Annotated in this window: 12 protein-coding genes, 1 pseudogene and 1 other annotated feature; of the genes and pseudogenes, 12 read left to right on the forward strand and 1 reads right to left on the reverse strand. The window is 54.4% G+C overall.

Annotated elements, in window-relative coordinates:
• Positions 1–687: pseudogene (locus ACOYIE_RS05680) on the reverse strand (dicarboxylate/amino acid:cation symporter); the annotation flags it as partial.
• Between the two features lie 235 nt (positions 688–922).
• Positions 923–1,163: a binding site (T-box leader), on the forward strand.
• 69 nt (positions 1,164–1,232) lie between these two features.
• On the opposite strand from ACOYIE_RS05680, the gene ACOYIE_RS05685 reads away from it, so the two are divergent.
• The 12 genes from ACOYIE_RS05685 to ACOYIE_RS05740 all read left to right on the forward strand — a co-directional run bounded on the left by ACOYIE_RS05685 (position 1,233) and on the right by ACOYIE_RS05740 (position 11,406).
• Positions 1,233–2,744: a 2-isopropylmalate synthase gene (locus tag ACOYIE_RS05685; RefSeq protein ID WP_433411256.1), complete on the forward strand. Its 1,512-nt coding sequence runs from the start codon at positions 1,233–1,235 to the stop codon at positions 2,742–2,744.
• 21 nt (positions 2,745–2,765) lie between these two features.
• Positions 2,766–4,028: a 3-isopropylmalate dehydratase large subunit gene (gene leuC / locus ACOYIE_RS05690; protein WP_433411258.1), complete on the forward strand. Its 1,263-nt coding sequence runs from the start codon at positions 2,766–2,768 to the stop codon at positions 4,026–4,028.
• Positions 4,029–4,045: 17 nt separating this feature from the next.
• Complete coding sequence (gene leuD / locus ACOYIE_RS05695; RefSeq protein ID WP_433411260.1) at positions 4,046–4,537, forward strand: 3-isopropylmalate dehydratase small subunit; 492 nt, start codon at positions 4,046–4,048, stop codon at positions 4,535–4,537.
• A gap of 5 nt (positions 4,538–4,542) precedes the next feature.
• A complete protein-coding gene (gene leuB, locus ACOYIE_RS05700; protein ID WP_433411262.1) occupies positions 4,543–5,622 on the forward strand; it encodes a 3-isopropylmalate dehydrogenase in 1,080 nt (359 codons plus the stop codon).
• Between the two features lie 84 nt (positions 5,623–5,706).
• On the forward strand, positions 5,707–6,000 hold the full coding sequence (locus ACOYIE_RS05705; RefSeq protein ID WP_433411264.1) for a phage holin family protein: 294 nt from the start codon (positions 5,707–5,709) through the stop codon (positions 5,998–6,000).
• Positions 6,001–6,167: 167 nt separating this feature from the next.
• On the forward strand, positions 6,168–6,905 hold the full coding sequence (locus tag ACOYIE_RS05710) for a WecB/TagA/CpsF family glycosyltransferase (RefSeq protein ID WP_433411266.1): 738 nt from the start codon (positions 6,168–6,170) through the stop codon (positions 6,903–6,905).
• A 1-nt stretch (position 6,906) separates the two neighbouring features.
• Positions 6,907–7,683, forward strand: a complete 777-nt coding sequence (gene thyX, locus ACOYIE_RS05715) for an FAD-dependent thymidylate synthase (RefSeq protein ID WP_433411268.1) — start codon at positions 6,907–6,909, stop codon at positions 7,681–7,683.
• A 15-nt stretch (positions 7,684–7,698) separates the two neighbouring features.
• Positions 7,699–8,613, forward strand: coding sequence for a DUF2156 domain-containing protein (locus ACOYIE_RS05720; RefSeq protein WP_433411270.1), 915 nt, complete (start codon positions 7,699–7,701; stop codon positions 8,611–8,613).
• Positions 8,610–9,407, forward strand: coding sequence for a GNAT family N-acetyltransferase (locus tag ACOYIE_RS05725; protein ID WP_433411272.1), 798 nt, complete (start codon positions 8,610–8,612; stop codon positions 9,405–9,407). Before ACOYIE_RS05720 ends, ACOYIE_RS05725 begins: the two co-directional genes overlap by 4 nt.
• 14 nt (positions 9,408–9,421) lie before the next feature.
• On the forward strand, positions 9,422–9,973 hold the full coding sequence (locus ACOYIE_RS05730; protein ID WP_433411278.1) for a DJ-1 family glyoxalase III: 552 nt from the start codon (positions 9,422–9,424) through the stop codon (positions 9,971–9,973).
• Positions 9,960–10,532, forward strand: coding sequence for a 5-formyltetrahydrofolate cyclo-ligase (locus tag ACOYIE_RS05735; RefSeq protein WP_433411274.1), 573 nt, complete (start codon positions 9,960–9,962; stop codon positions 10,530–10,532). Before ACOYIE_RS05730 ends, ACOYIE_RS05735 begins: the two co-directional genes overlap by 14 nt.
• A complete protein-coding gene (locus ACOYIE_RS05740; protein ID WP_433411276.1) occupies positions 10,519–11,406 on the forward strand; it encodes a lysostaphin resistance A-like protein in 888 nt (295 codons plus the stop codon). The genes ACOYIE_RS05735 and ACOYIE_RS05740 overlap by 14 nt, the downstream gene beginning before the upstream one ends.
• Positions 11,407–11,464 lie beyond the last annotated feature (58 nt).

Genomic DNA, 11,464 nt, shown 5'->3' on the forward strand with positions numbered 1-11,464 from the left:
GCTGGCCAGTCCAAACTGCGAAACGATATAAAGCAGCTGGATTACGAGAATCATCACATAAAGCGAAGCGAACATCTTGATGGTAGCGAACAGCCGCCCTTCTGCCGCGATATTGCAGAACAGGCCAGCAATATGAATCGGAATCAGCGGTATGATAATGGTGCGCAGCACAGCGGTTACGATTTCCTGCAGATCGCGGAAGGCGTTCAGGAGAGAAGTGCCTTTAATATTAGCCATGCCAATGCCAAGCACAAATGCCAGCACAAGTGCAGTCATAACGCCGAAAATGGGCGGCACTTCAATGGAAAAAAGCGGCGCGAAAGCATTGCTTTCCAGCAGTTCGCCTGTAATAGGCTGAATGAAGGCGGGCAGCGCAGCCTTGCCGACCAGAAACGTAAAAATACCCGAAAGCACGGTGGTGCCATAGGCCAAAAGAAGCGTAAGGCCAAACAGCCGGTTCGCTTTTTTTCCGAGATCAGCCATGCCTACCGTGATGAACGACAGGATGATAAGCGGAATAACAAAGGATAAAAAGGTGGAAAATAACGATGTGAACGTGGCAAAAAGCCGGACAATCGTCACAAATACGGTGGAATCAGCTATACCCAGCCAGGCGCCGGATAAGCCGATTAAGGTGCCGATAAAAATACCGGCAATCAGACGAGTTAATAACCCCAAATGCTTCACAAATAATTACTCCTCATTCTTTTCACAGGTCTATGCTGGAAAAATTCGATAAAATACTATAATACTATACCAGATGAACAGGTTTTAATCAAGTCGGCAAAATATATCATTTGGTTCATGGTGTTTTCCGGTGAATCCGCGAACGGCACATGGAAAATGTGAGAAAAAATATGATGGCAGAAAAGAAAAAAAGAGCTTGACAAGAGGGGGCTTCAAGGATAATATATTAGTAACGAAAAAAGCTATGAACAGGTAAAGTAACCGTATTGTTGTCAGCAGAGAACTGCCGGTTGGTGCAAGGCAGCGTCAGTGAACGGTGAAACTCGCTTGGGAGCTGTCTGCTGAAAGCCGTGCGGCCGGTAGGATGGAACGGATGCCCACCGTTACAGGGGAGGCGCATTGTTAGATGCGCGCTGAGTGGCCGCAATCCTGTGGCAACAAGAGTGGTACCGCGGAGTTTACGCTTCGTCTCTTAATTTCTGATTAAGGGACGAAGCTTTTTTTGTCCCTGTACACCCTGAAATCATGAAAGTGAGGACAAGAAAATGAGCAGAACAATCAAGATTTTTGACACGACCCTGCGTGATGGTGAGCAGTCTCCCGGCTGCAGCATGAACCTGAATGAAAAAATCGAGGTTGCCAAGCAGCTGGAAGCACTGCATGTGGATATCATCGAAGCGGGTTTTGCGATCGCTTCGCCCGGAGACGCTGCGGCGATTGCTGCGATTGCGGACACGGTGAAGGGCTCCACCATCTGCTCGCTGGCGCGCAGCAGTGAGCAGGATATTGATGCGGCATGGAATGCCATCCGGCATGCCGAGTCGGCCCGCATCCATACGTTTATTGCCACGTCGCCCGTCCATATGCAGTACAAACTGAAAATGACGCCCGATCAGGTGATTGAATCGGTGGCGCACCATGTTGCTTATGCCAAAAAGTATTGCAGTGATGTGGAGTTCTCGGCAGAGGATTCCACCCGCTCGGATCTGGATTTTCTGTGCCGCGTGTTTGAAACCGCGATCAAGGCCGGCGCGACAACGCTGAATATTCCGGACACGGTTGGCTATATGGTGCCGGATGAATACGCCGCGCGGGTGCGCTACATTCGTGAGCATACGCCGGGCATTGAGGATGTTGTCCTGTCCTGCCATGTGCATAACGATCTTGGCATGGCGGTTGCCATTTCGCTGGCCGGTGTGCAGGCGGGGATTGACCAGATCGAATGCACGATCAACGGCATCGGCGAGCGCGCAGGCAATGCCTCGATGGAAGAATGCGTTATGGCGATCAATACCCGTAAGGATGTGTTCGGGATTGACTGCAATATTGATACCAAACAGATCTATCGCGCCAGCCGCATGATTCAGACCATCACCGGCGTTTCGGTTGCGCCGACCAAGCCGATTGTCGGCGCCAATGCCTTTGCGCATGAATCCGGCATCCATCAGCATGGCGTACTGGCCAATAAGCAGACATATGAGATTATGACGCCTGAGTCGGTCGGTATCCCGAAGAACGCAATTGTGCTGGGCAAGCATTCCGGCCGTCATGCGTTTGAGGACCGCCTGCGCGAGCTGGGCTATTCGCTGGATAAGGAAAAACTGGATAAGACCTTTGAGAAGTTTAAGGTGCTGGCTGATAAGAAAAAGGTCATCAAGGACCGTGACCTGGAAGCGCTGGTTGGTGCGGTGCCGGTTTCCGGTATGGAGCGGTACACGCTGGACCGCTTTGTGATCAACGCGGGCAATTCGATTACCTCCACAGCCGTCATCCGTGTGAAAAAGGGCGATGAAGTGTTTGAGCGCGTGGCCGCATCCGACGGCCCGATCAACGCAGCGTTCCGTGCGATCAATAAAATCGTGGATAAGGAAATCGAGCTGGAGGATTACTCGCTGAACTCCGTAACGGACGGCGAAGACGCACAGGCAGAGGCAATCGTTAAGCTGAAGATTGACGGCGGAAGCGATGTGGTGACCGGCCGCGGCGTATCGGTTGACGTGATCGAGGCCTCCATCAAGGCCTACATCAACGGCATCAATAAGTATTTTATCGACTAAGGGCAGGGGGGAGCAACTGATATGGGCATGACAATGACGCAGAAGATTCTCGCAAAGCATGCGGGGCTGGAAACGGTAACCGCGGGTCAGCTGATCGAGGCAAATGTTGATTTGACGCTGGCAAATGATATCACCGGCCCGGTAGCGATTCGTGAGATGGAAAAAGCCGGCTTTGACAAGGTGTTTGACAACACCAAAATCGCGCTGGTTATGGACCACTTTGCGCCGAATAAGGATATCAAGTCGGCAGAGCAGTGTCTAACGTGCCGTGAGTTTTCAAAAAAACACGGGATTGTTAATTTTTACGATGTCGGCGCGATGGGCATTGAGCATGCGCTGCTGCCGGAAAAAGGCCTGACCGCACCGGGCGAGCTGATTATCGGCGCGGACAGCCACACCTGCACCTACGGCGCGCTCGGCGCCTTTTCGACCGGTGTCGGCTCGACCGACCTTGCCGCCGGTATGGCGACCGGCAAGGCATGGTTTAAGGTGCCGGGGGCGATCAAATTTGTGCTCAAGGGAAAGCTTCGCCCGTGGGTGTCCGGCAAGGATGTTATTCTGGATATCATCGGCCGGATCGGCGTGGACGGCGCGCTGTATCAGTCGATGGAGTTTACCGGGGAAGGCGTGGCTTCGCTGTCGATGGATGACCGTTTCACGATTTGCAACATGGCAATCGAAGCGGGCGCCAAAAACGGTATCTTCCCAGTGGATGAGAAAACCATGGCATATATCAAGGACCGTGTAAATCGGGATATTACGGTGTTTGCGGCAGATGAGGATGCGGTATACGAGCGGGAGATTGAAATTGACCTTTCCGCGCTGCGTCCCACGGTAGCCTGCCCGCATTTGCCGGAGAATACCAAGACCATTGACGAACTGGGACGTATTGAGGTGCAGCAGGCGGTCATCGGCTCGTGCACAAACGGCCGGATTGAGGATATGCGGGCAGCCGCGTCCATTCTCAAGGGACGCAAGGTGCATCCGGATGTGCGCACTATCATTATCCCCGCTACGCAGGAGGTTTACCTCCAGTGCATTGAAGAGGGGCTGACCAAAATCTTCATTCAGGCGGGCGCCATTGTATCCACCCCGACCTGCGGTCCGTGCCTTGGCGGCCATATGGGCATTCTGGCGCATGGAGAGCGGTCGATTTCGACGACCAACCGCAATTTTGTCGGCCGGATGGGACATATCACCTCGGAAATTTATCTGGCAAGCCCTGCTGTGGCGGCGGCCAGCGCGGTGGCAGGCTATATCTGCGCACCGGATGAGCTGAAATAAGGGAGGAGACCGCAAACATGAATGCAAAAGGCAGAGTTTTTAAATATGGCGATAACGTCGATACTGACGTTATCATTCCCGCACGCTATCTGAACATCGCGGATCCCAAGGAGCTTGCCGCGCACGCGATGGAAGATATCGATGCGGATTTCGTCAAGAAGATGCAGCCGGGCGATATCGTGGTCGCCACGCGCAATTTCGGCTGCGGCTCCTCGCGCGAGCATGCGCCGCTGGTGCTCAAGGAAAACGGCGTTTCCTGCGTGATCGCCTCCTCGTTTGCGCGCATTTTCTACCGCAATGCGATCAATATCGGTCTGCCCATCCTTGAATGCGAGGCGGCTGCAAACGCGATTGCGGACGGAGATACTGTTTCGGTTGATTTTGACACCGGCGTGATTACCAATGAGAGCAAGGGCGAAAGTTATCAGGCGGCCGCGTTTCCGCCGTTTATTCAGAGCATCATCCAGGCGGGCGGCCTGCTGAAGTCGCTCAAGGAAAGAGGGGAGTGAGCAGGGTGGAATACAATATCGCAGTTGTCAAGGGGGACGGCATCGGGCCTGAGATCGTAACCGAAGCGATGCAGGTGCTCGATACAATCGGTGAAAAGTTTGGCCATACCTTCCACTATCAGGAAGTACTTGCGGGCGGCTGCTCGATTGATGCAAACGGGATTCCGCTGACTGAGGAAACCATCGAGATCTGCAAAAACGCGGATTCTGTGCTGCTTGGCGCGGTCGGCGGTCCGAAGTGGGATGAAGTTCCCTCGGAAAAGCGTCCGGAAAAGGCGCTGCTTGGTCTGCGTGCGGCGCTTGGCCTGTTTGTCAACCTGCGCCCTGCGCAGATGCACAAGGCGCTGTCGGCAGCCTGCCCGATCAAGCCCGAGATCATCGGCGAAGGATTTGATATTCTGGTCTGCCGTGAGCTGACCGGCGATGTTTACTTCGGCAAGCACTACCGCCGCGAAAGCGAAAAGGGCTGGGGCGAGACCGGCGCGGACGATATGAACTACTCGGTGTACGAGGTCGAACGCATCGGCCGCCGTGCGTTTGAAATGGCGATGCAGCGGAACAAGAAAGTCTGCTCGGTCGATAAGGCGAACGTGCTTGAAACCAGCCGCGTCTGGCGGGAGACCATGCACCGCATCAAGGACGAGTACCCCGAAGTGGAGTACACAGATATGTATGTCGATAACTGCGCGATGCAGCTGGTGCGTAATCCGGGACAGTTTGACGTGATCGTTACCGGCAATCTGTTCGGCGATATCCTGTCGGACGAGGCATCCATGATTACCGGCTCGATCGGCATGCTGCCGTCGGCTTCGATGAATGAGACCGGCAAGGGGATGTACGAACCGATCCACGGCTCTGCGCCTGACATTGCGGGCAAGGGGATTGCAAATCCGATTGCGACGATCCTGTCCTGCGCCATGATGCTGCGCTACTCGTTTGGCCTTGGGGCGGAAGCGGATGCAATTGAGCAGGCGGTGGAAGCTGTGCTGGATGCCGGCCACCGCACGGCGGATATTGCCGCAAAGGGAGAAACGGTGCTGTCCACCGCAGAGATGGGCGCGCTGATCCGCGGACAAATCAAATAAATGTGTGGAAAAGACGCAGGAAGTGTTGCTCCCTGCGTCTTTTTTATTGCCCCGCTTCATAGACTGGGATGGAGGTGAAGCGGCATGGAGCAGCTTGCACAGTATATTGGAGCAAATTATGCAATACTGGTAGCGGTGCTGTATTTTTTGGGATGCGGCCTGAAGGCGATGAAACCCTTTCCAAACCAGTTGATTCCACTCACGTTAACCGCTTGCGGCATCGGGCTGGCCTGTCTTTCCGTTCTGTCCCGTTATCAGGAGTATGCCAATTGGGCGGCCGCGCTGTTTGACGGCGTGGTGCAGGGGATTTTATGTACGGGTATGTCGGTATATGTTCATGAGGTGATTGTGCATTGCGGACAGAATAAAAAAGAGTGAACGGAAGCGTCAGGCAAAACGCCTGACGCTTTGCATTACTTTTTATAGAATGGCAGATTTACCGTGTATAGTCTTGCGATGTGGGACAAGCTGCTGTATAATAAAATAGATTTGGAATATTTACCTGAGACAACCGTATGGAGATATAGGAGAAAAATAGAAAGAATATGGATACCGCTTCAATTTTGGGTGTACATTTCCATGCTGTTACCAAACAGCAGGCGGTGGATGTGGCGATGAGCCGTATCCGTGCCAGACGAAAAGGATATGTTGTAACACCGAATCCGGAAATTGTTGACCTGTGCCGCCATGACGGCGACCTGATGCATACCGTCAATCACGCAACTCTGGTGCTGCCGGACGGCATCGGCATTATTTATGCCGCGAAAATTTTGGGACAAAAACTGTGCGGCAAAGTTGCCGGCATTGAGTTTGCAGAGAGCCTGGTCAGCGCTATGGCGAAGGAAGGCATGCGCCTGTTTTTGCTGGGCGCAAAGCCGGGCGTTGCCGAAACGGCAGGAAAAAATCTGTGTGAAAAGTACCCGGGACTGATTTTGGCAGGAAGCCATGACGGTTATTTTTCCGATGCGCAGCAGGCCGTTGCCGCGATTAATGACTGCGGCGGAGCGGACGTTGTATTTGTCTGCCTGGGTGCCCCCAAGCAGGAACGGTTCATTGCGGAACACATGGAAGACATACATGCGTCTCTGTTTTGCGGTCTGGGCGGTTCGCTGGATGTGTTTGCCGGCGTTGCCAAGCGCGCACCGGATATTTTCATCAAGCTGGGGCTGGAGTGGTTTTACCGCCTGCTCAAGCAGCCAAGCCGCATCGGCCGGATGATGAAACTGCCCAAATTCCTGCTGCTGGTCATCAAGGAGCGCCTTTTCGGCGGAAAGGGGAAATAACATGAAAGTGAAATTGCTTGCGCATACGCCGGAACCGGAAAAACTGGTTGCGGCAGCGGCGAAAAACTGCTACTCATCGACGGATGTGGACAGCGTGCTGGACGGCCTGACAGCGGAAAAGACCGAAAACTTTGTGCATATGCTGGCCGAAATCGGTCATGAAAGTCCGATTGAGCATGTGTCTTTTACTTTTGCGATTGAAGGGGTGTCGCGCTCGCTGCTGGCGCAGATTACGAGGCACCGGATGGCGTCGTTTTCCGTGCAGTCCCAGCGCTATGTGCGGGAACATGGCTTTGAATATGTTGTGCCCCCTGAAATTGATAAAATTCCGGCTGCACGGGAACAATTTATTCGTGCCATGGAAGAGGATCAGCGGACCTATGAAGCGCTGACGGCTGCGCTGATGGAAGGTTATGTGGAAGAACTGCTGGCGCAAGGCGTGCCGGAAAAACAGGCGCGTAGTCAGGCAGAAAAGCACGCGATTGAAGACGCGCGCTATGTGCTGCCCAACGCCTGCACAACCCGTATTGTGATGACGGCGAATGCGCGCAGTTTGCGGAACTTTTTCCGCCTGCGCTGCTGCAACCGCGCGCAGTGGGAAATTCGTGCGCTGGCGGAAGAGATGTACCGGCTGGTATATGCGGTTGCGCCAACGCTGTTTGGAAGATGCGGCCCTGCCTGTGTGGACGGCGCCTGCACAGAGGGCAAAATGACCTGCGGCAGGGCGGCGGAAGTGCGGGCGCATTATCAGCAGCTGCGCGCTTCGGAAAAATATTAAAGGAAAGAGAGTTTTATGCTGCCATTTCGTGAAATTACTTTAGAGGACAAGCGGGCGGTTGAGACCTGCGGTTCTCACTATAATTACCATTTGTGTGAACGATGCTTTGTTGACCTGTTTATGTGGCGCGGGCACTACGGCACGCAAATCTGCTTTAAGGACGGTTTTTTGCTGGTCAAGATGACGCCGCTGGACGGCGGGCCGGACTGCTACCTGGCGCCGGTGGGCGAGGGTGATCTTGGCGCGGCGCTGGATGCGCTGGAGGCCGATGCCGCCGAGCGCGGCATTCCGCTGACGGTGGTTTCGATTGCAGAGCCGATGATTGAGCGGATTGAAGCGGTGCGGCCGGGCAAATTTACCTTTGTGCATGATAATGAGGACGGCGACGATTATATCTATCTGTCAGAAAAACTGAGCACCCTTTCGGGAAAGAAACTGCAAAGCAAACGAAATCTGGTCAACCGATTCAAGGCTGAATATGAGGGCCGGTGGAGTTATGAGGATATCACGCCGGAAACCACGAAGGAGGCGTATGCGTTCCACCTGAAATGGTGCAGACAGAACGGGTGCGCGCATCATCGCGATTTTGAGGGGGAAACCTGCGCGATTGTGCAGGCGCTGGAAAATTTTGCAGCGCTTGAACTGCGCGGCGGCATGCTCCGGCTGGATGGAGAGGTTATTGCGTTCACGCTCGGCTGCAAGGCGGCGCCGGACATGTATGTGGTGCAGATTGAAAAAGCGGATCATGATATTGCAGGCGCCTATCAGATGATCAACCAGCAATTTGTGCTGCGGAATTGTCAGGACGTGGAATATGTCAACCGAGAAGAAGATTTGGGCCTGGAAGGCCTGCGTAAGGCGAAAAAATCTTATTATCCGGTGATGCGCGGCGTGAAATATGCCGCGGTGCGCAAAGAGGCTGAAAGATGATTCGGTTTGCAGAGCCGTCGGACCAGGACGCGGTCCGCAGCCTTTGGGAAAAATGTTTTCCGGATGAAGGCGGCTTTAATGAATATTTTTTTGCGCATTTCTTTGATATTCGCCGCGTGCTGCTGTCTGTTGCGGAAAACCGGCTTTGCGCGATGGTGCAGATGCTGCCCTATCGCATGGCCGGCAAGAGCGGGATACAGCAGCTGACCTATATTTATGGTGCATGCACCGATCCGGACTGCCGCCGGCAGGGGCATATGGCGCGTCTTCTGGAATACTCCTTTGAACTGGACCGAAAAAATGGCGTGGCGGCTTCGGCGCTCATTCCGGCAGAAAAATGGCTGTTTGATTTTTACAGACCGTTTGGCTACCTGCCGTTTTTTAAGATCGTGCGGGGAACGCTTTATCGGGAAAAGGGCGGTATACGGCCGCGTCGGTTGACAGAAGCGGATGCGGCGTCCCTTCAGACGATTTATGAAAGCAGAACGCCGGCCTGTCATATCATTCGCAGCGAGGCATACTGGCAGGGGCAGATACGCCTGTTCAATACCATTGGAGCGGGTGCATTTGGCTGGGAAGAGAGCGGAAAACTGGCGGCGTATGCATTCTGCTGGAAAGATTTTGCGCAGGAAGCGATCGGGCTGACCGATGAGCGGGAGCAGGGGCTGCTGCTGGCACTGGGGTGCGATGCGCTCTCCTATGCCGCCTGTGGCGGAGCGGAAGCGCTTGGCTGCATTAAATGGTATAAGCAAACAGATTGTGCGGACGGATATATGAATTTAATGCTCAACTGAAAGGTGTGATAGAAATGGTGTATGTTTTGCTGGCGGAAGGTTTTGAAGAAGTTGAAGCGCTGACCCCCGTTGATTTGCTGCGCCGCGCGGGCGCAGAGGTCCGCCTGATTGGTGTGACGGGCAGTATCGTACACGGTTCGCATGGAATCGGCGTAGAGACCGACCTGACGATGGAACAGGTGGACTGGGACGCAGGGGAAATGATTGTTCTGCCGGGCGGCATGCCGGGCACAACTAACCTATACGCGGAGGGACGTGTCACGGAAGCCGTACGCCGGTATTTTGACGAAGGAAAATATATTGCGGCCATCTGCGCGGCGCCTTCGGTCATTCTGGGGGGAATGGGGCTGCTGAATGGGCGCAGGGCTACCTGTTATCCTGGTATGGAGGAAGGAATGAAGGGCGCGCTTCCGCAGCGCCAGAGCTGCGTGGTGGACGGCAAAATCATCACCGCCTGCGGCGTGGGCGGCGCACTGGATTTTGCCTGTGCACTGGTAGCTGCGCTCTGCGGCGAAGAGACAGCGCGCAAGATAGCGCAGGCTGTTGTTTATCATGCAGCAGGATAAACAACGGCTGCGACGCCAGTTTTTAAGGCAGCGGGCGGAACAGACAGCGGCTGCTCATTGTCATATGAATGCAGAGATTGCGCGGCGGGTACTTGCCCATACAGCGTATCGTACGGCGCAGGTGGTTTTTATTTATGTTGCAACAGAAGCGGAAATTGCGACACAGCCAATCATTGCGCATGCGCTGCAAACGGGAAAAACGGTGTGTGTGCCGCGGTGCGGTGCGGCAGGAAGCATGCAGGCCCACCGTATTGCCGCCATAGATGAGCTGCGGCCTGGCGCTTACGGCATTTTGGAGCCGGACGTGCAAGCCGAACGGATACCGCCGGAAAAAATAGACCTGATTGTAGCGCCTGCTCTGGCGTGCGACAGGCAGGGATACCGCCTGGGATATGGCGGCGGCTATTATGACCGCTTTTTGAGCGATACGCAGGCCGTATCCATGGCGCTTTGTGCGGAAGAACGCCTGATAGACTGTTTGCCGCATGAAGAATTTGACTGCCGATGTCAATGGATTATCACGGAAAGGCAGGTGCTGCGCACGGATGAAAAACAATAGAATTGCGCTGCTGCCCGGCCTTTCGCTGTTTGTGTGCTTCTGCCTGCTGACAGGGACGGGAAAGCTGGCTGCCCATTATGGCGGGGGCGCGCCGTTTCTGGCTGCGGCAGAAGGGATTTCTTTTCTGCTGCCGCTGCTGCTGGTCGTGCTTTCCATGCGGGACCGCAAACCCCTGATGCAGCGGCTGCGCCCGAAACGCCTGCCAAGGGGGGCGCTGGGCCTGACGGTGCGAATGGGTGTGGCGGTAGCCGTGTTATCGCTGTTTCTCAATCTGCTGATTTACCAGCTTGCAGGCCTGGCGGGGGCGGACCTGTCGGCGATTGCGCTGGATGCGCCGCAGTCAGGGTTGTCCGCTGCCGGAAAACTGCTGGTGATCGTGCTGCTGTCCGCTGTGGTGGAAGAGGTGTACCTGCGCGGCGCCCTGTTGACGGCGCATGAGCGATGTGCCGGCACAGGACCGTGTCTGCTGGTCAGCGGAATGGTGTTTGCCATGCTGCACAGCAGTTTGATGAATTTCGCCGGTCCGCTGGTGGCGGGCATGGCGTATGCTTATTTGACCTATGCGTTTGGCAGCGTGTGGCCGGCGGTGCTGGCGCATGCGGTAAATAATCTGTATTATGTTTTTGTGGTTTGGATTACGGAAACATATGCAGCTTTTGGAATATGGAAGCATTTTGCGGCGATCAATGCACTGATTTTATTGCTTTTCGTGTATTTGACGCTGCGCTCGGCAGAACAGCTGCTCGCTAAGGGACGCATCCCGCACTTTGAAAAAAGTGCTGGCCTGTATGATGTGGTGCTGTTGGTACGGAATCCGGGCGTTGTGGCTTTTTTTGCTGCATTTTTGGTAAAAACCGTACTGCACTGGATTTAAATAATACATAGAATGAGGTGAATATATGGAAAATAGTAATCTGAATCAACAGCCGGAG

Origin of the sequence: Agathobaculum sp. (genome assembly GCF_050946325.1) — a bacterium.
In the GTDB taxonomy this organism is placed as follows: domain Bacteria; phylum Bacillota; class Clostridia; order Oscillospirales; family Butyricicoccaceae; genus Agathobaculum.

Coding starts and splice junctions, on each gene's coding strand:
- ACOYIE_RS05685 (WP_433411256.1), top strand. CDS start 1,233: ATGAGCAGAACAATCAAGATTTTTGACACGACCCTGCGTGATGGTGAG.
- leuC (WP_433411258.1), top strand. CDS start 2,766: ATGGGCATGACAATGACGCAGAAGATTCTCGCAAAGCATGCGGGGCTG.
- leuD (WP_433411260.1), top strand. CDS start 4,046: ATGAATGCAAAAGGCAGAGTTTTTAAATATGGCGATAACGTCGATACT.
- ACOYIE_RS05705 (WP_433411264.1), top strand. CDS start 5,707: ATGGAGCAGCTTGCACAGTATATTGGAGCAAATTATGCAATACTGGTA.
- ACOYIE_RS05710 (WP_433411266.1), top strand. CDS start 6,168: ATGGATACCGCTTCAATTTTGGGTGTACATTTCCATGCTGTTACCAAA.
- thyX (WP_433411268.1), top strand. CDS start 6,907: ATGAAAGTGAAATTGCTTGCGCATACGCCGGAACCGGAAAAACTGGTT.
- ACOYIE_RS05720 (WP_433411270.1), top strand. CDS start 7,699: ATGCTGCCATTTCGTGAAATTACTTTAGAGGACAAGCGGGCGGTTGAG.
- ACOYIE_RS05725 (WP_433411272.1), top strand. CDS start 8,610: ATGATTCGGTTTGCAGAGCCGTCGGACCAGGACGCGGTCCGCAGCCTT.
- ACOYIE_RS05730 (WP_433411278.1), top strand. CDS start 9,422: ATGGTGTATGTTTTGCTGGCGGAAGGTTTTGAAGAAGTTGAAGCGCTG.
- ACOYIE_RS05735 (WP_433411274.1), top strand. CDS start 9,960: ATGCAGCAGGATAAACAACGGCTGCGACGCCAGTTTTTAAGGCAGCGG.
- ACOYIE_RS05740 (WP_433411276.1), top strand. CDS start 10,519: ATGAAAAACAATAGAATTGCGCTGCTGCCCGGCCTTTCGCTGTTTGTG.